Annotated in this window: 17 protein-coding genes and 9 pseudogenes; 7 read left to right on the top strand and 19 right to left on the bottom strand. The window is 58.5% G+C overall.

Annotated features, from left to right (window positions below; translation table 11 throughout):
• Positions 1-143 precede the first annotated feature (143 nt).
• The 6 genes and pseudogenes from AU14_RS09230 to rpoE form a co-directional block, all read right to left on the bottom strand.
• Positions 144-1,564 (bottom strand): annotated as a pseudogene (locus AU14_RS09230) (DegQ family serine endoprotease).
• Between the two features lie 167 nt (positions 1,565-1,731).
• A complete protein-coding gene (locus AU14_RS09225; RefSeq protein WP_041340462.1) occupies positions 1,732-2,181 on the bottom strand; it encodes a SoxR reducing system RseC family protein in 450 nt (149 codons plus the stop codon).
• Positions 2,171-3,154, bottom strand: coding sequence for a MucB/RseB C-terminal domain-containing protein (locus AU14_RS09220; RefSeq protein ID WP_052472146.1), 984 nt, complete (start codon positions 3,152-3,154; stop codon positions 2,171-2,173). Before AU14_RS09220 ends, AU14_RS09225 begins: the two co-directional genes overlap by 11 nt.
• A gap of 68 nt (positions 3,155-3,222) precedes the next feature.
• Positions 3,223-3,486, bottom strand: coding sequence for a hypothetical protein (locus AU14_RS21240; protein ID WP_236743929.1), 264 nt, complete (start codon positions 3,484-3,486; stop codon positions 3,223-3,225).
• Between the two features lie 35 nt (positions 3,487-3,521).
• Positions 3,522-3,779, bottom strand: coding sequence for a sigma-E factor negative regulatory protein (locus tag AU14_RS21235; RefSeq protein WP_236743928.1), 258 nt, complete (start codon positions 3,777-3,779; stop codon positions 3,522-3,524).
• Positions 3,780-3,794: 15 nt separating this feature from the next.
• The gene (gene rpoE / locus AU14_RS09210) at positions 3,795-4,481 is read right to left on the bottom strand and encodes an RNA polymerase sigma factor RpoE (RefSeq protein WP_041340461.1); all 687 of its coding nucleotides are present in this window, start codon (positions 4,479-4,481) and stop codon (positions 3,795-3,797) included.
• Positions 4,482-4,613: 132 nt separating this feature from the next.
• Here rpoE and nadB point away from each other — a divergent pair.
• The 5 genes and pseudogenes from nadB (at position 4,614) to AU14_RS09185 (ending at position 8,971) form a co-directional block, all read left to right on the top strand.
• Positions 4,614-6,216: pseudogene (gene nadB, locus AU14_RS09205) on the top strand (L-aspartate oxidase).
• Between the two features lie 48 nt (positions 6,217-6,264).
• A complete protein-coding gene (locus AU14_RS09200; protein ID WP_041340459.1) occupies positions 6,265-6,537 on the top strand; it encodes an FAD assembly factor SdhE in 273 nt (90 codons plus the stop codon).
• On the top strand, positions 6,521-6,985 hold the full coding sequence (locus AU14_RS09195; protein WP_041340457.1) for a hypothetical protein: 465 nt from the start codon (positions 6,521-6,523) through the stop codon (positions 6,983-6,985). Before AU14_RS09200 ends, AU14_RS09195 begins: the two co-directional genes overlap by 17 nt.
• 21 nt (positions 6,986-7,006) lie before the next feature.
• Positions 7,007-8,020: a CAF17-like 4Fe-4S cluster assembly/insertion protein YgfZ gene (gene ygfZ / locus AU14_RS09190; RefSeq protein WP_041340455.1), complete on the top strand. Its 1,014-nt coding sequence runs from the start codon at positions 7,007-7,009 to the stop codon at positions 8,018-8,020.
• Between the two features lie 117 nt (positions 8,021-8,137).
• Positions 8,138-8,971, top strand: a complete 834-nt coding sequence (locus AU14_RS09185) for an HDOD domain-containing protein (protein ID WP_041340453.1) — start codon at positions 8,138-8,140, stop codon at positions 8,969-8,971.
• Positions 8,972-9,000: 29 nt separating this feature from the next.
• On the opposite strand, the gene ung is transcribed toward AU14_RS09185, so the two are convergent.
• The 13 genes and pseudogenes from ung to ffh form a co-directional block, all read right to left on the bottom strand.
• On the bottom strand, positions 9,001-9,738 hold the full coding sequence (gene ung, locus AU14_RS09180; protein WP_041340451.1) for a uracil-DNA glycosylase: 738 nt from the start codon (positions 9,736-9,738) through the stop codon (positions 9,001-9,003).
• Positions 9,735-11,267 (bottom strand): lysine--tRNA ligase, encoded by a 1,533-nt coding sequence (lysS, locus tag AU14_RS09175; RefSeq protein ID WP_041340449.1) that lies wholly within the window; start codon positions 11,265-11,267, stop codon positions 9,735-9,737. The genes ung and lysS overlap by 4 nt, the downstream gene beginning before the upstream one ends.
• A 51-nt stretch (positions 11,268-11,318) precedes the next feature.
• A protein-coding gene (prfB, locus tag AU14_RS09170; RefSeq protein WP_148312731.1) for a peptide chain release factor 2 occupies positions 11,319-12,414 on the bottom strand; the annotation gives its coding sequence in 2 pieces (ribosomal slippage) (positions 11,319-12,341 and positions 12,343-12,414; 1,095 coding nt in all).
• 462 nt (positions 12,415-12,876) lie between these two features.
• Positions 12,877-14,609 (bottom strand): annotated as a pseudogene (recJ, locus tag AU14_RS09165) (single-stranded-DNA-specific exonuclease RecJ).
• Positions 14,610-14,615: 6 nt separating this feature from the next.
• On the bottom strand, positions 14,616-16,016 hold the full coding sequence (gene thrC / locus AU14_RS09160) for a threonine synthase (protein ID WP_041340446.1): 1,401 nt from the start codon (positions 16,014-16,016) through the stop codon (positions 14,616-14,618).
• Between the two features lie 14 nt (positions 16,017-16,030).
• A pseudogene (locus AU14_RS09155) lies at positions 16,031-17,331 on the bottom strand (homoserine dehydrogenase).
• Between the two features lie 147 nt (positions 17,332-17,478).
• Complete coding sequence (locus AU14_RS09150; protein ID WP_407942850.1) at positions 17,479-18,192, bottom strand: DsbC family protein; 714 nt, start codon at positions 18,190-18,192, stop codon at positions 17,479-17,481.
• Positions 18,193-18,347: 155 nt separating this feature from the next.
• Positions 18,348-19,228, bottom strand: a pseudogene (xerD, locus tag AU14_RS23290) (site-specific tyrosine recombinase XerD).
• 135 nt (positions 19,229-19,363) lie between these two features.
• On the bottom strand, positions 19,364-19,720 hold the full coding sequence (gene rplS / locus AU14_RS09140) for a 50S ribosomal protein L19 (RefSeq protein ID WP_041340442.1): 357 nt from the start codon (positions 19,718-19,720) through the stop codon (positions 19,364-19,366).
• A gap of 25 nt (positions 19,721-19,745) precedes the next feature.
• Entirely contained in the window at positions 19,746-20,504 is a 759-nt protein-coding gene (trmD, locus tag AU14_RS09135) for a tRNA (guanosine(37)-N1)-methyltransferase TrmD (protein WP_041340441.1), read from the bottom strand.
• A gap of 3 nt (positions 20,505-20,507) precedes the next feature.
• Positions 20,508-21,034, bottom strand: a pseudogene (rimM, locus tag AU14_RS09130) (ribosome maturation factor RimM).
• Positions 21,035-21,061: 27 nt separating this feature from the next.
• Positions 21,062-21,300, bottom strand: a pseudogene (gene rpsP, locus AU14_RS09125) (30S ribosomal protein S16).
• 163 nt (positions 21,301-21,463) lie between these two features.
• The gene (gene ffh / locus AU14_RS09120; RefSeq protein WP_041340439.1) at positions 21,464-22,855 is read right to left on the bottom strand and encodes a signal recognition particle protein; all 1,392 of its coding nucleotides are present in this window, start codon (positions 22,853-22,855) and stop codon (positions 21,464-21,466) included.
• A gap of 181 nt (positions 22,856-23,036) precedes the next feature.
• Here ffh and AU14_RS09115 point away from each other — a divergent pair.
• Both AU14_RS09115 and AU14_RS09110 read left to right on the top strand, forming a co-directional pair.
• Positions 23,037-23,842 (top strand): annotated as a pseudogene (locus AU14_RS09115) (cytochrome C assembly family protein).
• Positions 23,843-23,920: 78 nt separating this feature from the next.
• Positions 23,921-25,200: pseudogene (locus AU14_RS09110) on the top strand (HlyC/CorC family transporter).
• The last annotated feature ends 117 nt before the right edge of the window (positions 25,201-25,317 follow it).

The following is a 25,317-nucleotide window of genomic DNA, read 5'->3' as shown; positions in this document are numbered from 1 at the left end:
GTCCGATCCATGGCCATGATTTTGCTGGAGATGTGCCAGTATAACAAAAGCCCCCGAGTGTGTCGTTTTTGACAACACCCGGGGGCTTTGAGTTCACCGCTCAGTCGGCGATAACAGCGCTCATTGGCGGGAGGCCCGGAAGCTCAGGGCTTCATAACCAGATAAACTGCCCTGCCCTGACGGATTACTCGCACTGACACCGCCCGGTCCTTCGGGAGTGCCTCAATCACCTCGCGGAACTCCTCGACCGACGATACCTTTTCCCGATTGATCTCAGTGATCACGTCCCGCGGCCGGATACCGGCCTCGAAGGCGGGCCCGCGGGCGACATCAGACACTACCACACCGCCATCGACGCCAAGGGAGTCAGCCAGTTCAGCCGGGACGGGCTCAACGAGCATGCCCAGCGGCGCCGACGATGAATCCCCCGAGCTATCCTCCGGTGCGGCTTTCTTCTCGCCGCCCTGCTCCGGGAGCTTGCCAATTTCGACGTCCAGCTCAATCTCTTCACCACCGCGAAGCACTGTGAGCTGAGCGGTTTCTCCAATCGGCGTTCTGCCTACCATCGGCGGGAGATCGGACGACAACTGCACGTCCTCGCCATCATAAGCCAACACGATATCGCCCGATTGCAATCCAGCCTGCTGTGCCGGCGACCCCTCCATCACTTCTGCCACCAGCGCGCCTCTCGGCCGTTTCAGGCCAAAGGACTCGGCCAGGTCACGGTTGACCTCCTGGATCAGCACGCCAAGCCAGCCCCGTGCCACGGTGCCGTTGTCGCGGATCTGCCGAAATACGTTCATGGCATCGTCGATGGGAATGGCAAACGAGACCCCCATGAAACCACCGGAGCGGGTGTAGATCTGGGAGTTAATACCGATCACATCGCCATCCAGATTGAATAACGGGCCGCCGGAATTTCCCGGGTTGATGGCAACGTCGGTCTGAATGAACGGAACATAATTCTCGGTCGGCAGTGACCGGCCGAGAGCACTCACAATACCCGCGGTTACGGTGTAGTCGAACCCGAAAGGCGAACCAATCGCGAACACCCACTCGCCCACCTTGAGATTGCGGGAGCGGCCAATTTGTACCACTGGCAGGTCATCACCGTCTTCGATCTTCAGTACTGCCATGTCCGAACGGGGATCGGTTCCCACCAGAGTCGCCGGCAGTTCGCGGCGATCGTTCAGGCGCACGATGATTTCATCAGCCCCTTCCACCACGTGGTTGTTGGTGAGGACATAGCCATCCCGGGACACAATGAAACCCGAGCCCATGGAGCGGCGAGGCCGGGACTTGCCCTGACCGCCACCAAAAGGTGACTGGGGCCCCGGAAGAAATCCTGGAAGAACTCGGGAAGTTGTTCGAACTGCTCCTGATCAAATGGGGTGCCATCAAAACCTTTGAAACCCCTGAATCCCTGCGAGCCACTTTTGGGCGCGCTGGTGGTGGCAATATTAACCACTGCACTGGAGTTTTCTTCCACCAGCTCGGTGAAATCGGGCAGGCCTGCAGCCGCAACACCCTGACTCCAGAAAACCGAAACCATGACGGACAGCATCAGCAGAGCACAGAACCCTCTCCACACCCGATTGGCAGGTGCAGGTTGAGCGACCTCTGTCAGTATTGTCGGCATGTTGTTCTCCCTTAGATTCATGTCACCACACTCATTTTTTGAGATCGACGAAGCGTTTTTCAACTTAAAAAACGGTAGGGTTTGAGTACAGGTCAGGCCCACTCCCCAGCAGCAATGCGATTTACCCGAAGCAGCCGGGGCTGGTAACGGTCACCCCGGCCAGCCTGGAGCCGTCGGCCGATCCAGAAACCGGCCGCCAGCCCAGCCAACGCCCCCGCTATCGCGCCAGCATCCTCGCCACCGGACAACTGGTGGCCGGCGATACTCGCCAGCACCATCAGCAGCAGCGGAACCGCATAGACCACCAGCGAAGCGGACAGCAGCGCCTGCTCATTGATGCCAAGCGTCACCTCGTCACCAACCCGGGCACTCACCGCATTGTGTACCAGCACCTGATTGGCGCGTCCGCCGGACGCCGATGCCATCACCCGCTGGCCACAGCCACTGCGGGCCGAGCAACTTTCACAGGCACTCTGGCGAATGGTCTGAACCCAGACCTGCTCACCTTTGAGTGCAATTACAGTTCCGGTTTCAGTAATCATGAATCATCCGAATGGAGTGCCAGGCATCATCAACGCGCACCGATTCCGCCACTTTACGCGCGGTTTTTGGCGGCACTTCGCCCACCACGGTCACAAGGAACCGGCCATTGCCGGCATCAAGCTCCCGCATGTATACGGTGGTGGCACCAATACGTGAGGCACCAACCGGCATTCTGACCGCACCCTCCGGCTCAACGAACACCGAGAATGCTGCCAGACCGTCGGAAAAGGCAATGGCTCGCCCTGGACCAGAGCGCGGCGCGGCGGCCGGCACAAACCCCGGCGGCTGCCACCCCAGATTCCAGCCTTTCATGACTGAACTCTGAACCGGCTCCGGCGATGGCTCCTGTTCAAGACTGTGGGTCACTTCCCGACCCTTGGTCTGAATTTCAAATTCGCTGTCGGCGAGGTCATCCGTAATTTCCAGACTGGTAAACTGGAAATGCTCCAAGACCTTGCCACGGGGCTCGCCCACGTGACTCTTGACCAACAGGCCACTGGCTTTCTCCAGCCAGAGGCGATGATTGTATCTATGTGGATCTTTGGCCGTTAACGCAATGATCACCGCGTCATAGCCGGCCACACGATCTTCGCCAACCAGCTCAGCCTTGTACCAGCGGCTTACCGGCACAAGTTCATTGGCGTAGGCCTCGGCAAAAGGGCCTGACGGAATCACCTGGTCCAGCCGAACCTCGCCATGCCGGGGCAACACGCACACCACGTTCATGCCCTTGCGGACAATTTCACCATCGCCACCGTCCTGCAAAACCAGGCGTTCGTGAACCATGCCATTCCTGAACCGGTGCGCGATACGCATGGAATGCACCCGGTCGCCGCGGGCGTATACGAAAACACCTCGATAAGAGGTCATATTCAGGGCTGGCCCCAGACGCTCCAGCCATTGGCTGGCCTGGTTCGGTTCGCTCGCCGCCAATGGGCTGGCGACCAACATTACCAGTGCAGCTGCGGCCATCAGATGACGCCAGCCTCGGTGCAGGAGACCGCCCGCCCGGCTAAACGCATTGAACTTTGCATCCAACATCAGTAACCGCTGCCTGTGGCACTGACCATGCGCGCATAGCCCACCGATCCGCGACCGGCACCCACGCTGTTGTGCTGGGCATGCTCCAGCAAGTACCGACTGACGTGTTCCCACTGCTCTTGATCCAGCCCCTGCAACGCCACTTCATCCACCGGTTGCATCTCAGTGGATTTGTTGAGTTCAGCGCTAGCCACCGGCGCACCCTGATTGGTATCTACTGACTCCCAACCGGCACCGGCACCAAAGCCTATGAGCAGCGCCATGGTGACCATGGCAACCGCTGGCCACTGCCAGCGGGCTACCGATCTGGCGCTGCCGGATCCTTTTCACTGATGCGCCGGGGCCGGCCATCGAGAACCTCCCGGACGGCACCACTGACATCCACGCCCTCGGCCGGCGAGTGATTCTTGTGCATCAAGCCCCGAACCTGCTGCCAACGCTGCCACTGATCGCATACTTCGTCCTGCCGACCGTGGGACAGCAGGCGACGAACCGACAGCTCGTCGGCTTCATCGTCCATCATGGCGGAAAGTGTTTCTCTGAGACGATCATCCATCGGATGCACCCTCAACTACGTCACTGAATGATTGAGCAAAGGCCCGAGATACCGATCAACGGAATCACGGGCCCGAAAAATACGCGAACGCACGGTACCGATCGGGCAGTCGAGAATCCGGGCAATGTCTTCGTAACTGAGCCCGTCATACTCGCGCAGCAAAAACGCCGAGCGTAGCTCTTCCGGCAACTGGGAAATAGCCTCTGACAACGCCTTCTGGAGCTCTTCCCTCTGCAACATCCGCTCGGGCGACGCGACGTCCCGAAGCCGACCGCCGTCATCAAAATTCTCGGCCTCGGCCACGTCTGCGCTGCCCTGGGGCCTGCGCCCGCGCGACTCGAGATAATTTTTGGCGGTATTGACCGCTATCCGGTACAGCCAGGTATAAAACGCACTGTCACCACGGAACCGATCCATGGCCCGGAAGGCTTTCACAAAGGCCTCCTGGGTCAGATCCATCACTTCCTGACTATCGTAAACATAACGGCTGATGATCGACGCCACTCGGGACTGATATTTGACCACCAGTAGATCGAACGCCGCACGATCACCATTCCTCACCTTGCGTACAAGCTGAAGATCGGTCTGACTGTCGCTTCGTTCACCCTGTCGTGGGTCTTGGTCAGGAGTCATGGACGGCTTGCCGGGCTTCCCTGTTTTCTCGGCCAAAGATTGGGCCTTTGCGAGACTTCGTTGATTCATTCTTGCTGTCCGGCGTCCATTAAAAGAAGAGGGCGCTCCCCGTGAGGCGGCTGACCCATTCAGGCCAAATAGACAGCACGTGCAAAGTTTAGTTCAATAGGCGTCCACATTATGGCCCGCGATCACAACCCAATGCCACAGTCCTACGAATTCGATGTCCTTGTTATCGGCAGTGGTGCAGCCGGCCTGACCGTTGCACTCAACCTGCCCGAACACCTGCGGATCTGCGTTATAAGCAAAGCCGACATTTCCAGCGGTGCGACACTGTGGGCCCAGGGCGGTATTGCCGCGGTGCTCGATGACGACGACTCCACCGAAGATCACATCCAGGACACTCTGGCCGCAGGTGCCGGGCTGTGCCACGAGGATGCAGTCCGATTTACCGTCGAGCACGGCCGCGAAAGCATCGACTGGCTGATTAATTCCGGGGTCGATTTCACGAAAGATGAAAACGCCCATTACCACCTCACCCGGGAAGGCGGTCACAGTCATCGCCGCATCATCCACGCCGCCGATGCGACCGGCCACGCGGTGTCTACCACACTGACCGAACAGGCGCTGGCACGACCCAATATCGAGCTGATGTCCAGCCGGGTGGCAGTCGACCTGATCACCCACCGGAAGCTGTCGTTGCCGGGTAACCGCTGTGTAGGCGCGTATATCCTGAATCTGGAAGACAACCACGTGGAACTCTTCCGGGCCCGGTTTACGGTGATCGCCACCGGCGGCGCCTCCAAGGCGTACCGCTACACCACCAATCCGGATGGCGCGTCCGGGGATGGCATTGCCATGGCGTGGCGGGCCGGCTGCCGGGTTGCCAACATGGAATTCAACCAGTTCCATCCGACCTGCCTGTACCATCCCCATGCCAAGTCGTTTCTCATTACCGAAGCAGTCAGGGGTGAAGGCGGTTTGCTGAAACTGCCAGACGGTAGCCGCTTCATGGACCGCTTCGATGAGCGCGCGGAACTGGCGCCCCGGGATATCGTGGCCCGGGCCATCGACCATGAGATGAAGCGCCTGGGTGCTGACCATTTGTACCTGGATATCAGCCATAAGCCGGCCGACTTCATCAAGCACCACTTCCCGACCATCTATGAGAAATGCCTTGGTTTTGGCATCGACATAACCCGCGAACCCCTGCCGGTGGTGCCGGCCGCCCATTACACCTGTGGCGGCATCATCACCGACGAGCGTGCCCGCTCCGACATCAACGGCCTGTACGTTGTTGGCGAGGCGGGCTTTACCGGTTTGCACGGAGCCAACCGGATGGCCAGCAATTCCCTGCTGGAATGCCTGGTCTATGGCCGTTCGGCGGCGGCGGATATTGCCCGCCGGGAAGCAGACATCCCGCCACCGCCCGACGCCCCGGACTGGGATGAAAGCCAGGTTCGCGACTCCGATGAGGACGTCGTGATTTCGCACAACTGGGATGAACTGCGCCACTTCATGTGGGACTACGTCGGAATCGTGCGCACCACCAAACGGCTGCAGCGAGCCAAGCACCGTCGATCTGCTGTCCCGGGAGATCGGCGAGTTCTACAGCAATTACCGGGTATCCAATGACCTGCTGGAATTGCGGAATCTGGTGACCGTGTCTGATCTGATCATCTGCTCGGCCCTGCAGCGCAAGGAGAGCCGGGGTCTGCACTACACCCTGGATTTCCCTGGACTGACCAGTGAAGCGAAGGACACCGTGCTGGTTCCAACCACCTACCGTACGCTATCCCCCTGACCGGGGTGTGTTTTAGCTAACAACCCATTCAACTCAACGGAATCCGCTATGCCCGAACACACTGCTTCCTCCGACAACGTCGATTTCAACCGCATGTGGTGGCACAGCCGCCGCGGCATGCTGGAATTAGACAACCTCCTCATTCCATTTATCGAGGAGGTCTACCGCGACCTTCCTGACGAAGACAAGGCTCGTTACAAGAAGCTGCTCAGCTGCGAGGACAATGACATGTTCGAGTGGTTCATGCAGCGCAGCCGTCCGGAAGATCCGGATCTTCAGCGCATGGTCGACATGATCGTGAATCGTGTCCAGCCGGATTGAGCTGCCACTTCAGCCATCGCTAGCCGCCGGTCTGGTTGCCTCGGCATCCTGGCTGGCGATGGCCTGCTTTATCCTGATAGCAGGTACGTCCAACAAAGGCCCGCTACTGCTGGGCCTCATTCCAACCCTGGCCGGCGCCCTCTTTCAGTTCCGTAGCACGGGGTTGCTGAGCACAAAACGCGCCGTGACCGCCCTACAGGTTTTGGATGGGCAACTTTACGCCCAGCTGGGCCATTCCCGCACCGTCGCCATGGAAATAGCCAGCTCCAGTCAGCTCGCCCCCCACCTCGCACTCTTGAAACTGCGACCTGTCGGCACCAGATTGTTTCCATATTCCGCGATTCTTCTGACCGGCAACGGCATTGTTCGTGGTAACGTGCCGGAAGATGAATTTCGTCGCCTGCGGGTATGGCTCAGACTGGGCCGATCTCAGCCAAACCCCGTGTAACGCCCCGAGTTGGAGTACTCCATGACTGACGCGAAATCCCCGGTCACCGCAGACAGTGGTTCTGCCCCATTGACCGCCGATTTTCCTTTGCCCGAGACCGGCTGGTCGAGCTTGAGCAACCGGCTGCTGGTGCGCATCAGCGGACCGGGCACTGACAAGTTCCTGCAAGGTCAATTCAGCCAGCACCTGGATGAAGTCATCACCGGGTACTCGCCCCGCGCGGCCGCCGCCACGCCCAAGGGTCGGGCTTACTGCCTGACGCGCATGGTTCGTGACGGCGACGACGTGCTGATTGACCTGCAACACGATTTGGCTGACGCCACCCTGACCCAACTGCGCAAATACCTGATGCTGTTCCGGGGCACGTCGGCAGAGACCGTCAACGAAGGCCGTGTCATGGGTCTGTTCGGCACCTCGGTGGCAAGCGCCCTGGCTGGCGACGGGCTCGGCGAGCTGAACCAGCCCGGCGATACGGTGGCCGTTGACGGTGGCTTCCTGATTCGCGTCGAACCAACTGGTGATGGCCTCGACCGGTTCGAACTCTGGCACACAGGGCCTGGTCAGACTGCCCTCGATGACACCGATGAACATCCCGAAGCAGACTGGCAGGCGTCGGAGATTGCCGCCGGAATTGCCAGTCTTACAGAACAGACTCGAGAAGCTTTTGTTCCCCAGATGCTGAATTGGCAACACGTCGGTGGTGTGCATTTCAAGAAAGGCTGCTACACCGGTCAGGAGGTCATCGCGCGGATGCATTTTCTCGGTCAGCTGAAGAAAAGCCTGTTCCGCTGCCGACTTGCCAGTGCGGAAACGCCGCAGCCCGGAGCATCGGTTCAGGCCGACGGCCGGTCGGTCGGCACCGTGGTCAATGCGGTAGCACTGGCCAACGGCACCTGCGAGTTACTTGCGGTGCTTCGGCACGATGCCGCAGACAAGCCACTGGCGGTAGAGGGTTACGCTGACGTCGCGCTAGATCTGCTGCCGCTGCCCTACGCCGTACCTGAGCGGGAAAAAAGTCCTCAGACAGATACATAAGTTGACAGGAAAATATGGGCTGATTTGCTATAAAGTAACTCACTTAATTGATTTTCCTGGGCGCTGGCAGTTTCTGACCGCCGGAACCCATTCCTGACAAGCGGATTGCTACTGACCATGTCGAATATCGTCGAAACCATTAAGACTGAACTGCTTGATGCCATTGAAAATGACAAGATGCTGCTGCCCACGCTGCCGGAAGTTGCCCTGCAGGTTCGGGAGATCGCGGAGAATGAGGATTCGGGCATTGCCGATCTGGTCAAAGTCATCAGTAATGACACTGCCTTGTCTGCCCGCATCATTCGGGTCTGCAACAGCCCGCTGTTCCGGGGTAGCCGGGCCATTGAAAACCTGAACATGGCGGTCAGCCGATTGGGCATGGCCTACACCAGCAACCTCGCGATGGGCCTGGCCATGGAACAGATGTTCCAGGCCACCTCAGACATGATCGACAAGCGCCTGCGTGCAACCTGGCAGACCAGCACCGAAGTGGCTGGTATCTGTCACGTGCTGGCCCAGCACTACACCCGGCTCAAGCCCGACCAGGCAACACTGGCGGGGCTGGTGCACCTGATTGGTGTGCTGCCGATTCTGCGCTACGTGGAAGACCAAGACATCCAGATCAGTAGCATCATGCTCGACAACGTCATTGAGGAACTGCACCCGCGTCTGGGCGCGACCATCCTCAAGCGTTGGGATTTCCCGCCCGAACTGCAGAATGTGCCCCTGGAATACGCCAACTTCCAACGCCAGGCTCCGGCTGCCGACTACGCCGACCTGGTTATGGTGGCCAACCTGCAACTGGTGGCAGGCAGCGAGCATCCATGGACTGAAATGGACTGGAATGACATCCCCGCCTTTGAGCGCATGGGCCTTGATCCGAACATCGACATGAGCGAGGAAGAAGACCTCAACGCCCAGATGGAAGCCGCGATGGCGCTTCTGCAGTAACGACTGGACTTGGTGATCAGGGTGGATCGCTAGAACTGATAGTTAGCGATCAACTCGGCTTTGGAGGGCAGCGTCCAATCAATGGATGGCTGCCCTTTTTGTTGCAGCCATTGATTAGCGCGGGAAAAGTGGCGGCAGCCGAAAAAACCGCGATAAGCACTCAACGGCGAAGGGTGCGGTCCCTCCAGCACCAGATGTCGATCACGATCAATGTGTCGACCTTTCTTGCGGGCGTAACCGCCCCAGAGTAGAAACACCACCCCTTCGCGCTCACGATTGACGGTCTCGATCACCCTGTCGGTAAACGTCTCCCAGCCCTTGCCCTGATGGGCGCCAGCCTGGCACTGCGCCACGGTCAGCACGCTGTTCAGCAACAGCACACCGCGATCGGCCCACGGCTGCAAACAACCGTGATCAGGCGTCTCGATACCAAGATCGCTGCGAATTTCCTTGAAGATGTTGACCAGAGACGGTGGCGTCGCCACCTCGGGCCGGACCGAAAAGCACAACCCGTGAGCCTGCCCGGGTCCATGATAGGGATCTTGCCCGAGTATCACCACGGAGACATTGGCAAGAGGGGTACTGTTGAGGGCATTGAAGCAGTGATCGCGGGCCGGGAACAAAGCCGTCCCGGCCTGCTCCTCTGCCGCCAGAAACTCCGCCAGCGCCTTCATATAGGGCTGGCGGAATTCATTACCGAGGTGATCGGACCAGCCCCGATCAGGCCTGAGCTGATGCGCCAGAACCTCAACCGGTGCATGGCTCAGCCCTCGTTGTTGCGGGTTTCTGCCTTGTGCTCCGGGCGCATGGCCGGGAACAGGATGACGTCACGGATTGACTGGCTGTTGGTCAGCAGCATCGCCAGACGGTCGATACCAATACCCTCACCGGCGGTCGGTGGCAGGCCGTATTCCAGCGCCATGACATAGTCTTCGTCGTAGAACATGGCCTCGTCGTCACCGGCATCCTTCTCGGCAACCTGCTCCTGGAAACGCTCAGCCTGATCTTCGGCATCGTTCAACTCGGAGAAGCCGTTGGCGATTTCGCGACCGCCGACGAAGAATTCGAACCGCTCGGTAACAAACGGGTTGCTGTCCTTGCAACGAGCCAGCGGCGATACTTCTTTCGGGTACTCGGTGATGAAGGTCGGCTGAATCAGACGATGCTCGGCAGTGGCTTCAAAGATCTCGATCTGAACCTTGCCCAGGCCCCAGCCTTCTTTCAGGTGAATACCAAGGTCCCTGGCCACCTGTCTGGCTGAGTTCTCGTCCGCCAGCTGCTCGGCCTTCACATCCGGGTTGTAGCGCAGAATGGCTTCAACGACAGTCAGGCGCTCGAACGACTTGCCGAAGTCATACTCCACTGACTCCTCAGTACCATCGGACAGAGTCCGGGTATTGACCACCGTGGTCGTATCCAGGACTTTCTGGGCGATGGTGCGGATCATGTCCTCCGTGAGGTCCATCAGATCGTTGTAGTCAGCGTAGGCCTGGTAGAACTCCACCATGGTGAATTCCGGGTTGTGGCGGGTCGAAAGCCCCTCGTTCCGGAAGTTACGGTTGATCTCGAACACCCGCTCAAAGCCACCGACAACCAGACGCTTGAGGAACAGCTCCGGCGCGATGCGCAGGTACATGTCGATGCCCAGGGCATTGTGATGAGTCACGAACGGACGGGCGGTGGCGCCACCCGGGATCACCTGCAGCATCGGAGTTTCCACTTCCATGAAATCCCGGTCGGTGAAGTACTGACGCATGGCACTGATGATTTTCGAACGGGCGTGGAACACCCGGCGGCTGTCTTCATTGACCATCAGGTCCACGTACCGGTGGCGGTAACGGGCCTCGGTATCGGTCAGACCCTTGTGCTTCTCGGGCAGCGGACGCAGGGACTTGGTCAGCAGCACGTATTCGTCCATGGTGACGTAGAGGTCGCCCCGGCCAGATTTCGACAAGGTGCCACGAACACCGATGATATCGCCCAGATCCCAGTGCTTGGTGTCCTTCTGCACGTCTTTCGACGCGTAGATCTGGATACGGCCAGACGCGTCCTGAACCACCTTGAACGCCTTACGATCCAGCATCATGCGGCCGGCGATGGCCACCTTGATACCCATGGACTCCAGCTCTTCCTTGGTTTTCTCGCCGTAGGTCGCCTGCAGCTCGGCCGCAGTGGCATCACGACGAAAATCGTTGGGGAAGGGATTGCCCTGCTCGCGAAGCTCCGACAGCTTGGCGCGACGCTCGGTAATCAGCTTGTTGTCCTCAGGCTGTGCATTCTGGGTGTGATCAGTCATGTTGGCTCACTAAAATCGGGAATGTCCGGGTTCTTTGGGCGCTGCCAATAATTACAGCGCCATCTTCAGGCTGGCTTCGATAAATTTATCGATATCGCCATCCAGTACCGTCTGGGTATTGCTGGTCTCAACCTTGGTCCGCAGATCCTTGATGCGGCTGTCATCCAGCACATAAGAACGGATCTGGCTGCCCCAGCCGATGTCGGCCTTGGCGTCCTCGGCCTTCTGTTTCTCCGCGTTGCGTTCCTGCATCTCGCGCTCAAACAGCTTCGCTTTCAGCTGTTTCATGGCCTGATCTTTGTTCTGATGCTGGCTTCGGCCAGCCTGACAGGCCACCACGATACCGGTCGGATTGTGGGTCAGACGGACCGCAGACTCGGTCCGGTTAACGTGCTGACCACCAGCACCGGATGCCCGGTAGACATCGACGCGCAGGTCCGACGGGTTGATCTCAATCTCAAAGCTGTCGTCCACTTCCGGCGACACAAACACCGACGAGAACGAGGTGTGACGACGGTTACCGGAATCGAACGGCGACTTGCGAACCAGGCGATGGACACCGGTCTCGGTGCGCAGCCAGCCGTAGGCGTAGTCGCCCTGGATATGGATAGTGGCGCTCTTGATACCGGCCACGTCGCCTTCTTGCAGTTCGACAATCTCGGCCTTGAAGCCGCGACGCTCAGCCCAGCGCAGGTACATGCGCAGCAGCATGTTTCCCCAGTCCTGGGCCTCGGTGCCGCCGGAGCCAGCCTGGATATCCAGGTACGCGTTGTTGGAATCCATTTCCCCGGAGAACATCCGGCGGAATTCCAGCTTTTCGAGTTCCTTGTCGAGCGTTTCCAGATCGGCTTCGATCTCGGCAACCGTGTCGGCATCCTCTTCCTCGGCGGCCAGATCGAGCAGGCTCTCGGCGTCGCCCAGACCACTGGTGAGGTTGTCGATGGTTTTCACGATCAGCTCAAGATCGGAGCGCTCTTTACCCAGCGCCTGGGCCCGCTCTGGGTCGTCCCAAACGGTGGGCAGTTCCAGTTCGCGCTCTACTTCGACCAGTCGTTCGCTTCGCTGATCGTAGTCAAAGATACCCCCTGAGCGCTTCAGTGCGCTCACGAAGGTCTTTAATCTTCGTCACAATGGGATTGATTTCCATGAAACCCTTACTCGCTCTATAAAATGATGAGTAAAAACAGAGGCGGGATTCTACCGGATTTCCGGCAGTAAATCAGCCTGCGGGTTTCCGCATAGAGGGCTGAACTGGGGTTCGGGTTCAGGCTTGGGGTAAGCAGCGGGGGCTGGCTCCGGCGTAGGGAGAGCTTTTCTTTCGTGAAAAGAACTCGCTGCGCTCAGACACCTTTGTCACTGCAGAAAAGCTCTCCCCACACCGTAGCCGGCAGACGTTATTGCCAGACGCCTCAACGCCTCCAGACAGGGGGCAGCTTTCTCATCGGACCAACGTCAAAAAGAACGGGAGCAAGCACGGGATCTTTTACCTGGGCTCGGTCGGCCGGGGGCCGGGGTGTCTTTTCTGCCGGGAAAAAGATGTCTGAGCGCAGCGAGTTGTTTTTCCCAGAAGAAAAGACACCCCGGCTCGCGGCCAGCCACCAACAAAAGATCAGCCCAGAGGCTCGAGATAGTCCACCAAAAGCTGCAAGTTGGTCCGCCCGCGAAAGGTATTGGCATCCGGCTTGTACACCACCCGCGCCCCGGTGCGAGTGTAGTCCGGCACTTCGGGGCCGGTATTGAAGGCAATGCCATCGATGATACCGCCACCCTCAAACGGCTGCAGCACCAGCTTCAGGTGATTCTCGCCAACCACGCGCTGACTGACCACCCGGAACTCGCCATCGAAAATCGGCTCCGGGAAATGCTGACCCCAGGGCCCGGCGCGCTTCAGCAGAGCTGCTGTTTCCAGGCGCAGCTCATTCAGCGCCAGCGGGCCATCGGTGGTGATCGCGGCTTCCAAATCTGCAGCCACCAGAGTGTCGCGCACAACCTTGTCGAAGGCTTCGGAAAACGCGTTCAGGTCGCTTTGGGCCAGGGTCATGCCAGCAGCCATGGCGTGGCCGCCGTATTTCTTCAGCATACCCGGATGGAGGGCATCCACGGCAGCTAGCACATCGCGGATGTGTAAGCCGGGAATGGAGCGGGCTGAACCCTTGATGTCTTCGCCGTTATCGTCGCTGGCAAAGGCGATGGTCGGCCGATTGGTTTGCTCCCGAATGCGGGCCGCAAGAATACCAATCACGCCCTGGTGCCATTCCGGATCATACAGTGCCAATCCCCAGGGCAGACCTTCCAGATCCAGTGACATCGAAGCCAGCAGATCCTGAGCCTGGGCTTTCATGTCCTTTTCGATGGTGCGGCGTTCCCGATTAAAGGTGTCCAGTTCACGAGCCAGTCGGCGAGCCTCGTCGGGACTGTCGGCGAGCAGGCAGGCAATGCCGATACTCATGTCATCCAGACGCCCGGCGGCGTTCAAGCGCGGACCAACCACAAAGCCAAGATCGGTGGAGCTGATGGCACTGTGGTCCCTTCCAGCGACCTCCAGCAATGCCAGAATGCCCGGCCGGGCCTCGCCCTGACGGATTCGGCGCAGGCCCTGCTCAACAAAAATCCGGTTGTTATGATCCAGGGGCACCACATCCGCGACGGTGCCCAATGCAACCAGGTCGAGCAGCGCGCCGAGGTTGGGTTCAGGTTGCGGCAGCAGCGACTGCTCACGCAGGTGCTTACGCAGCGCGGTGAGGACATAGAACATGACTCCAACACCGGCGGCATTCTTGCTCAGGAACGGACAACCGGGCTGGTTCGGATTCACGATGGCATCGGCTTCCGGCAGGGTGTCGCCAGCCAGGTGATGGTCGGTGACAATTACCTTCATGCCCATATCGCGGGCAGCCTTCACCCCTTCGATAGCGGAGATACCGTTATCCACGGTCACCAGCAGGTCCGGCAACTCGCCCTCATCCCGAAGTCGTTCGATGATGCCCGGGGTCAGGCCATAGCCATCAGCAAACCGACTGGCACCCGGAAATCGACACTTTGCAGCCCGAGCATCGACAGTCCAAGCATGGCGACAGCTGTACTGGTGGCACCGTCGGCGTCGAAATCGCCCAGCACCAGAACACGCTGCTGCTGCCCGACGGCCTCGGCCAACAGCTCGACGGCACGATCGATGCCGCGCAACTCCATCGGTGATGCCAGGGATTTCAGGGTATAGCTCAGCTGCTCATCGGAGGTGATACCCCGGGCAGCGTAGAGACGGCGAAGCAAGGGCGGCAGGTTCTGCCCCCAAGCCGGCGTGGTGTCCGGCTGGGGGCGACGCAGAATCTTTTTTGGTGTCATACCAAGTCAGGCGTTCTTCCAGTGCTTGGCAATAAACTCCTGCACACCGGCGATGTTGTTGTCGAGCACGGTGTAACGTTCCTCGCGCTCAAACAGGTCCGCCATGTGCGCGGGAAGCTGCGGCTTCACCGACACTCCGGATTGGGCAATGGCATCCGGGAATTTGGCCGGATGGGCCGTACCCAGAGTAATCATGGGCACCGAGCTGTCCCGACGGCAATTGCGAGCAGCCCGCACACCGATGGCGGTGTGGGGATCCAGCAGATACTCGTTCTTGTCCTGGATCTCGCGAATGGTATCGCAGGTCGCCTTGTCGTCCACGGCATCGCTGTCGAACAACTTGCGGGCGTGCTTCCAGCGGTAGTCTTCGATGCTGACCGGACCTTTAGCAGCGTTCTCCAGCAGCGTTTTCACGGCCTGGCCATCGCGGCCATGGAGATCGAACAGAAGGCGCTCGAAGTTACTGGACACCATGATGTCCATGCTCGGCGACAGAGTATGTTCGAGCTGATGCTGCTCGTACTTGTTGCCACTCATGAAGCGGTGAAGGATATCGTTGCGATTGGTGGCAATGACCAACTGGGAGATTGGCAGCCCCATCTTCTTGGCCAGATAGCCGGCGAAGATGTCGCCGAAGTTCCCGGTGGGCACGGAAAACGCCATGCTGCGATCCGGACCACCCAGGGCCAGGGAGGCCTGGAAGTAGTAAACAATCTGAGCCATGATCCGGGCCCAGTTGATCGAATTCACCGCAGCCAGCTGGGTCTTGCCACCCAGGAAGTTCTGGTTACCAAAGCTTTCCTTCACCATGCGCTGACAATCGTCAAAATTGCCACGCACAGCGATGTTGTGGATGTTGTCCCCGGTCACCGTAGTCATCTGGCGACGCTGGACTTCCGACACCCGCTCGTGAGGATGCAGGATGAAAATGTCCACGTGCTCACAGCGACGACAGCCTTCAATAGCCGCAGAACCGGTGTCACCGGAGGTCGCCCCCATGATGACCACGTGCTGCTTGCGCTTCTCGAGTACGTAATCAAGCAAACGACCCAGCAACTGCAGGGCGAAATCCTTGAACGCCAGGGTCGGCCCCCGGAACAGTTCCATCACCCACTCGTTGGAGTCCAGCTGCACCAGAGGCGCTACCGCCTTGTGGCTGAACACCGAGTAGGTTTCATCCAGCATCTTGCGGAAATCGTCGGCCGGAATCGCGTCGTCCACAAACGGATGCATCACATTGAATGCAAGCTCACTGTACGACAGCCCGCGCCAGCTCCGGATTTCTTCCAGGCTGAAATGGGGCAAGGATTCCGGAACGTACAGTCCGCCATCGGTGGCGAGACCGGTGAGCAGAACGTCTTCAAAGCCCAGTGCGGGGGCTTCGCCCCGCGTACTGATATATCTCACGTGCGAGCTACCTGTCAGTTAAAGTTTTCAGCGCGGATGCGGACCACATGACCGTCGGTGTCGGTCAGGGCTTCCAGCTCTTCAATGGCGCGATTGATCTGCCGCTCCTGAACGGTATGGGTCAGGATGATGACCGGAATGCGGCCATCCTGCAGCTCGGATTCCTTCTGCATGATGGACTCAATGTTGATGCCATGCTCACTGAGGATCGAGGCAATCTTGGCCAACACGCCCGGACGGTCCAGGGCAGTAATGCGCAGATAGTACGCGGACTGGATGTCTTCCATGGACAGCACATCCAGCTCCTCAAGAGCCTCGGGTTCGAAGCCAAGGTAAGGCACCCGCTGCTGACTGCCACTGGCGACAGCCCGTGCCACGTCAACGATGTCGGCGATAACCGCAGAAGCGGTTGCTTCGTCACCGGCACCCGGGCCGTAGTACATGGTCTGGCCGACGGCATCTCCATCCACCAGAACGGCGTTCAGCACACCATCAACCTGGGCAATCAGGTGACTCTGGGGCACCAGGGTCGGATGCACCCGCAGCTCGATACCATCATCGCGGCGACGGGCAATGCCCAGGTGCTTGATGCGGTAGCCGAGGAGCTCGGCGTGGGAAATATCGTAGGGCGTAATCTGGGAGATGCCCTCAGTGAATCCTTTTTCAAATTGCAGCGGCACACCAAAACCGGCCGAGGCAGGATGGTCAGCTTGTGGGCGGCATCAATGCCTTCCACGTCAAAGGTCGGATCGGCTTCGGCGTAACCGAGGTCCTGGGCTTCTTTCAGCACTTCGGCAAACTCACGGCCGGCGCGCATCTCGGTCAGGATGTAGTTGCCAGTGCCGTTGATGATACCGGCGATCCAGTCGATGCGGTTGGCCGCCATACCCTCGCGGATGGCCTTCATCACCGGAATACCACCGGCGACACCGGCCTCATAGGCCACAACCACGCCCGCTTTCTGAGCTGCCTCGAAAATCTCGTTGCCGTGCACAGCGATCAGGGCCTTGTTGGCGGTGACCACGTGCTTGCCATTATTGATGGCAGTCATGACCAACTCTTTGGCAGTGTCATAACCACCGATGAGCTCGACCACGATGTCCACGCCGGGATCATTCACGACGTCAAAGATATCGGTCGAAAACGGCACATCGCCCAGATCCATATCGGTCCGGGGACGACGACTGGCAATCCGGGTAATTCGGATGTTGCACCCTGCTCTGCCGGCAATGAGCCTGGCATTCCGGGTCAAGACATTGAATGTACCGCCGCCAACGGTACCCAGTCCGCAGATTCCGACACTGACGTCTTTCAAACTTTCACCTCTGATCCCGAACGGGTGCTGATGAATTGCAATTTTGGGGGGACAGTATACCGATTCAGGTGCCCGTGAATAAGCCCTGAACCGGAACCGTATCAAATCCGTGAAGGGTCCCGTATCGGAACGGGACCCTGGCAGGCGTTAGAGCAGGCCCAAACCCTCGGCGAGGTTGTCTGCAGGCACGTAACCACGAACCATGTTGCCGTCTTCGAGCACGATGGCGGGGGTTCCGGTCACACCCACACGACCACCCAGCTGGTATTGTTCCAGCACTGGATTCTCACAGCTGGCTGAGGCGACCGAGCGACCACCCTTGGCGGCATCCATGGCGGCTTGCTGATCCTCGGCGCACCAGACTGACACGTACTTGGTAAACGAAGGGGTGCCCGGACCGGACCTTGGGAAGGCGTAGTAGTTGACGGTAATGCCATAGGCGTTGAGCTGGGGCACTTCGTCGTGCAGCTTCCGGCAGTAAGGGCAATCGATGTCGGTGAAGACATGGATTTCAGCCTTTTGCTCGCCTTTGGCCGGGAACCGGATCACGCCGTCGTCACCAAAATCAGCCATGGTCTGTGTACGCTGACTGGCCCTTGCCTCTTCGGTCACATTGGCAATGCCGTTATCGGTGATCTTCAAAAGATCCCCGGTCATCAGGTACTGACCATCGGCGGTGGTGTAAATGGTATCGCCGTTGTTGCTCTGGACCTCGTACAGACCCGGCGCCTCGGACTCCTTAACGGACAACACCTTAAGGCCTGGCACGGCAGCGGTCAGGCGGTTAGCGATCCCATCCTCGACCTCACCCGCCGTGCTCGGCGCGGCCACCACAACACCGGCGAACAGGGCCGCACCCATAACCACATTTTTCACATAATTTCTGGCAGACATACCTACATCCAGTTAGATGACATTGGGCCCCGGGCGCACCGGACAAGCCATGAAAACACGATACTGCGACACAGCGCGACCGCAAAAGTTCAACGCCGACACCTTAACCAAAAAACACCGGCTCAGCCACGGGGGTGATGCGACTGGTGCAGCGACTGCAAACGTTGGCGGGCAACGTGAGTGTATATCTGCGTGGTGGAGAGGTCGGAATGTCCGAGCAGCATCTGCACCACGCGCAAATCCGCCCCGTGATTCAGCAAGTGGGTTGCGAAGGCATGCCGCAGGGTATGAGGGGAGAGATGCTTGCGAATCCCTACCCGGCTTGCGTAGTGCTTAACGCGATACCAGAAGGTTTGCCGGGTCATCGCCTCTGGCCGGTTACCGGGGAACAGCGCGTCGCAGGAACGTCCTTTCAGCAGCTCCCCGCGCGCCTCTTTCATGTAGCGGAGCAACCAATCGACCGCTTCCTCGCCCAACGGCACCAGGCGCTCCTTGCCACCCTTACCGGAAATCCGGACCACACCCTGACGCAAGTTGACCTGGTCTACCCGTAACTGGGTCAGCTCAGACACCCGCAAGCCACAACCATACAATATTTCCAGCATGGCCCGATCCCGCAGCTCAATGGGCGCTTCAGGGTCCGGCTCGGCCAGCAGCGACTCCACTTCCTCTTCGGTCAACGAATCCGGCAACCGGCGCGGCAGCTGGGGCTGTCGATGCGCAGAGTCGGATCCTCAGCAATTACGCCTTCGCGTAACAGAAACCGATAGAAGCGCCGCAAGCCGGACAAGCGCCGGGCGGCAGTGGAGGTCTTTACACCCTCAGCCAACCCCCTGGCCATCCACGCCAGCAGATCGGTTCGGCGCACGGCCGTGAGCAAGGGCTGACCCGGCTGTTCGTGCAACCAGTCTGCCAGGCGAACAAGATCACTGCGGTACGCTTGCCGCGTCTTCTCGCCCAACCCGTCCTCCAGCCAGATGGCATCGGTAAAACGGGCAATGATGGCTCATCTTCGAGTCTCAATACTCAAATCCCATGCAGTCGCTCTGACAGTAGCATGCCTGACCGGACAAACAGACACAAAAAAGGCAGCCAGTGGCTGCCTTTTTTACAAGCGTTCTGCTCAGCGAATGGCTGATCAGCCCAGCTTTTCCTTGATACGAGCTGCCTTACCAGACAGGTCGCGCAGGTAGTAAAGCTTGGCCTGACGCACGTCACCACGACGCTTCACACTGATGCCGTCGATCAGCTTGGAGAAGGTCTGGAAAGTACGCTCAACACCAACACCGTAGGAAATCTTACGCACGGTGAAGGAGGAGTTCATGCCACGGTTACGCTTGCCGATGACAACACCCTCGAACGCCTGCAGACGCTCACGGTTACCCTCGGTTACGCGAACCTGTACGACCACGGTGTCGCCCGGCGCGAAGGCAGGGATTTCCTTGGTCATCTGTTCTGCTTCAAGTTGACTGATGATGTTGTTCTTGCCGCTCATCGTAATGCTCCTGATACCCAATCTTTTAATGCCCTGATGATTCAGAGGCACCCGGTTCGTTCAAAATCTCTTCCAGTAGCTGACGCTCTTCATCCGTAAACACCCGCTGTTCCAGCAGGTCGGGGCGTCGCTCCAGGGTTCGCCTCAGCGACTGTTTCAGTCGCCAACGCCGGATCTGATCATGGTGACCGCCCAATAAAACATCCGGCACCGCCTGACCTTCGTAAACTTCGGGCCGAGTGTAGTGCGGACAATCCAGCAAACCGTCAGCAAAGGAATCCTGCTCTGCCGACTGCGCATGACCCAGCGCTCCGGGGATGAGGCGTGTAACCGCATCAATGACAGCCATGGCCGCCAGTTCGCCACCGGACAGTACAAAATCACCCAGCGACACTTCCCGATCGACTTCCGTCGCAATCAGGCGTTCATCCACACCCTCGTATCGGCCCGCCACCAGAATCAGTCGTTCTTCCGCCGCCAGGGACTCAACAACGGACTGATTCAGCGTTTCACCTTGCGGTGACAAATACACTACACAGGCCTTGCCAGGTGCCGACTCCCGTGCCGCACTGATAGCATCGCGGAGAGGCTGAATTTTCATCAGCATCCCCGGCCCACCACCGTATGGCCGGTCGTCCACGGTGCGGTGACGATCATGGGTGTAGTCACGGGGATTCCAGCTTTGGAAGGTCAAAAGACCATCCCGAACTGCCCTTCCCGTAATCCCAACGTCAGTTACCGCACTGAACATCTCCGGGAATAAACTGACTGCGCCAATCCACACCCGTCAGAACTCCGGATCCCAGTCTACGACCATTCGGCCCGCTGCCAGATCCACATCCCTGACCACTTGCTCGGCAGGTAAGGAATCAGACGCTCGCGCTGATCGATGGAGCTTGCCGAAGCTTGCACCACGAGGACGTCGTTGGAACCCGTTTCAATCAGGTGGTGCACTGTTCCCAGGCACTCACCGTCGACCGTAGATACCTCAAGACCTTCAAGCTGAAACCAGTAAAACTCACCTTTCGGGAGCTCTGGCAGCTCATGAGTGCCGACTTTGACCTCTGCACCACAGTACTTGAGAGCAACATCTCGATCATCAATGCCTTTAAGCCTGACGACGATCCCCTGCCCTTGGCGGCGACCTTCCTCAAGCTTGGCCGGAATACGTCTACCGTCGAGCTCTAGAGTCCAGTGGCGGTAGTTCAGGATTCCGTCCTTGGGGTCCGTGAAGGAGTAAACTTTTAGCCACCCCTTGACCCCAAACACCGAGGTAATCCGGCCGATCACAGTTTCCTGCGAAGTCTGTGTCATGCCATAAACCCCGGTCTTAAATCGTACTTACTCAGCGCCTTTCAGCAGCTGGGCAACGCGCTCACTCGGCTGGGCGCTTGGCCCATCCAGAATTCAACGCGCTCACGATCTACACGCAGACGCTCTTCCTGACCGCGGGCGACCGGGTTGAAAAAGCCAACTCGCTCAATGAAACGACCGTCGCGAGATTTGCGGCTGTCGGTAACTGTCAGATGATAGAACGGGCGCTTCTTGGAGCCACCACGAGCCAAACGGATGCTTACCATTTAACCAATATCCTGTTCTGTTGTACGAAACTTGTACGATTCACGCCAGCTGAAACGCAGTTGGCGCGAAGACCCATACTCGAAAGGGGCGCTATTCTATGCTAATTAAGCGCCAATGAAAACAGGGAAACACGTTGATTCCCCGTTTTCGGTGTAAGGCTTTTTACATACGGCCAAACGGAGGCATTCCACCTCCACCACCGCCGCCGGGCGGCATCATACCACCAAGTCCGCGCATCATATTCGCCATACCACCCTTTTTGCCAAACTTTTTCATCATCTTCTGCATTTGCTTGTGCTGCTTGAGCAGACGATTGATGTCCTGGATCTGGGTGCCAGAGCCGGATGCGATTCGACGCTTGCGCGAATTATTGATGGTATCGGGGTAGCGACGCTCCTTCGGCGTCATGGAGCAGATAATGGCCTCCATCTGCCCCATGGACTTGTCATTGACCTGCTGCTGCGCCATCTGGGCCATTTGCCCCATGCCCGGCAACTTATCCATCAGACCACCGATGCCACCCATGCTCTTCATCTGCTGGAGCTGGTCCCGGAAGTCCTCAAGATCGAAGCTTTTACCCTTCTTAATTTTCTTAGTGAGCTTCTGAGCCTTCTTCTGGTCCAGTTTGCGCTCTGCTTCCTCTATAAGGGAGAGCACATCGCCCATCCCCAGAATCCGGGAAGCAACCCGGTCCGGGTAGAAGGGCTCGAGGGCGTCGGATTTCTCACCCACGCCCAGGAACTTGATCGGCTTGCCAGTGATGTGACGAACGGATAGCGCCGCACCGCCACGGGCGTCGCCGTCGGTCTTGGTCAGCACAACACCGGTCAATGGCAGTGCATCATTGAACGCCTTTGCGGTATTGGCGGCATCCTGACCGGTCATGGCGTCAACGACAAACAGGGTCTCAACCGGATTCACCGCTTTATGCAGTCGGCCGATCTCACCCATCATCTGTTCGTCTACGTGCAGACGACCGGCGGTGTCCAGGATGACAACATCAATGTGCTTTTTGCGGGCCGCGTCGATTGCACCCTCTGCAATATCCACCGGATCCTGCTCGGCAGTGCTGGGGAAAAACTCCACACCCACTTCACCAGCCAGGGTTTCCAGCTGCCGGATAGCGGCAGGGCGGTATACGTCGGCACTGACCACCAGCACTGATTTTTTCTGGCGCTCTTTAAGGAAGCGAGACAGCTTGGCAACGGTTGTGGTTTTACCCGCACCCTGCAAACCGGCCATCATGATGACCGCCGGCGGTTGCACTGCCAGGTTAAGGGACTCGTTGCCCTCGCCCATGACGCGTTCCAGCTCCTGCTGGACCACCTTCACGAACACCTGGCCAGGCGTCAGGCTGCGCTGAACTTCCTGGCCAATGGCCCGCGTGCGGACACCTTCGACGAAATCCTTGACGACCGGCAGGGCGACATCCGCTTCCAGCAGCGCCATCCGAACTTCGCGCAGCGTATCCTTGATGTTGTCGTCGGTTAGCCGCGCCTGACCGGAAATCTTGCGCAGGCTACCGGAAAGTCGGTCTTGGAGGTTCTCAAACATGTTGCTCTTCCGTACCCCGGATAAATTGAGTGCATGGAGTGCAGGTGCCGGCTCGGCGCCTTGATTCCAGTTGCATAATCGCGACATTATAACCAGACTATCGCCCTGAAACGACCAGCCCGGTCAAATCGGTGAAACGAACCACCGATCTCCTGTAATAACAGTGGTATATAAGGAAGTTATGGGAACGCTGATTCTCGCGGTCACCGCTCTTTTCCTGTACAGCGTCGGCACCGCGCTGCAGGCTTTGCATTTCAGGGGACGCATTACCAGCAATCTCGCCATCACCACCCTGATCGGGGTGCTCGCACTGATCAGCCACGGTTTGCTCATAGCCCAAAGCGTCCATCACGACGGCGGCTTCGACTTCGGCTTCTTTAAAAGCTCAGTGCTGATTTCCTGGCTGATCGTCCTTATGTTGCTGGGCCTGAACCTTAGAAAGCCGGTTCAGAACCTGTTCCTGATCGTTTATCCGCTGGCCACCCTGACCATCATCCTGGCCCTGGTAACGCACACGCCATCGAGCTGGTCTCGGATGACAGCTACGGCATGCTGTCACACATCGCACTGTCGGTCACAGCCTACAGCCTGTTTACTCTCGCTGCCATCCAGGCAACCCTGCTCTACTTCCAGAACCGTCAACTGAAACGCAATTACAACAGTCTGCTGGTGCGGAATCTGCCGCCGCTGCAGACCATGGAGTCGCTGCTGTTTGAGATGGTCTGGGCAGGCGTGGTCATGCTGATTCTTGCCATCGCGACCGGCGCCCTGTTTGTACAGGACCTGTTTGCCCAGGACCTGGCGCATAAAACCGTATTCTCCATGCTCTCCCTACTGGTTTTCGTCGCCCTTCTAATCGGGCGTTATACCAGGGGCTGGCGCGGCCTGACTGCGAGTCGCTGGACGCTGGCAGGCTGCGCACTGCTGATGCTGGCGTTTTACGGCAGCAAATTCGTCCTGGAACTGCTGTTCCAGAAAGGTGCCTGAGCCCGGACCTCATAACTTGACACCGACCTTGGCCACACCCTATTTTCCCCACTTGTCGGTAATATAAGGACACACCCCTTGAACGAAACATCGCTGACCGCGCTGTTTATCCTCCTCGTCGGCCTGATCATGTTGTCCGGTTTCTTCTCGAGCTCGGAAACCGGCATGATGTCCCTGAATCGATATCGCCTCAAACACCTGGCCAAAACCGGTCACCGGGGCGCACGCCGGGCAGAAAAGCTGCTTCAGCGAACCGACCAGCTGATCGGGGTCATCCTGATCGGCAACAACTTCGTGAACATCTTTGCGTCGTCGATCGCCACGGTCATCGCCATCAAGATCTGGGGCGACGCCGGCATTGCCATCGCAACCATCTTGCTGACCGTGGTGATTCTGATTTTTGCAGAGGTCACCCCAAAGACCCTGGCGGCCCTTTTCCCCGAGAAAATCGCCTTTCCGGCCAGCTACATCCTTGGCCCGCTACTGAAAATTCTCTACCCCATCGTCTGGGCGGTGAATCTGCTCACCGGCGGAATCCTGAAACTCCTGGGCATCTCGCCGGAGGACGCGGCTACCGACCACCTCAGCCGGGAAGAACTGCGCACCCTGGTGAACGAGGCTGGCGCCCTGATACCGGCCAAGCACAAAGACATGCTGGTCAGCATTCTGGACCTGGAAAAGGTCACGGTGAACGACATCATGGTGCCGCGCAACGAAGTGGTGGGTATCGACCTGGAAGACGATACCGACACAATCCTGCGTCAGCTCCGAAGCAGTCAGCACACCCGCCTGCCGGTGTTCTCGGGCGACATTAACGAGATCAAGGGCATATTGCACCTGCGCAGCGTCTCCAAGCTGCTGCTGCACGAGGAAGTCAACAAGGCCATGATCATGCAGCTGTGCCAGGAGCCCTACTTTGTGCCCGAAAGCACGCCATTGAATACCCAGTTGATCAACTTCCAGAAAGGCAAGCGTCGGTTCGGTGTGGTCGTTGACGAATACGGAGACGTGCTCGGCCTGGCCACCCTGGAGGACATACTGGAAGAGATCGTCGGCGAGTTCACCACCGACTACGCGGCCACCAGCCCTGACATCATCCCCCAGGACGACGGTACCTTTATTATCGATGGCACCGCTGCCGTGCGCACCATCAACAAGACTCTGGCTGGAAACTGCCGATCGATGGCCCGAAAACCCTGAACGGACTGATCACCGAAACCCTGGAGAACATTCCGGACACCAACGTGTGCCTGAAAGTCGAAGGGCACTGCGTTGAAGTGCTCCAGATCAAAGATAACGTGGTCAAGGCCGCCATTGTCCACCCACGCAAACGCCGTAAGCGCTCAGTGACAAAGTAAACTCCGGGCTCGCTATAGACCCCGGAGTTATGAAGAAGCGGACTTTAGAAAGATCAAATATTAACCGCTTTCTTGACCCTTATGGATTCGCCACCAACACTTAGAATGGTGACGAAT

Origin of the sequence: Marinobacter similis, assembly GCF_000830985.1 — a bacterium.
GTDB lineage: Bacteria > Pseudomonadota > Gammaproteobacteria > Pseudomonadales > Oleiphilaceae > Marinobacter > Marinobacter similis.
Note: the sequence above shows the minus strand (reverse complement) of the source record. Positions and strands in the feature narration are given on the sequence as shown.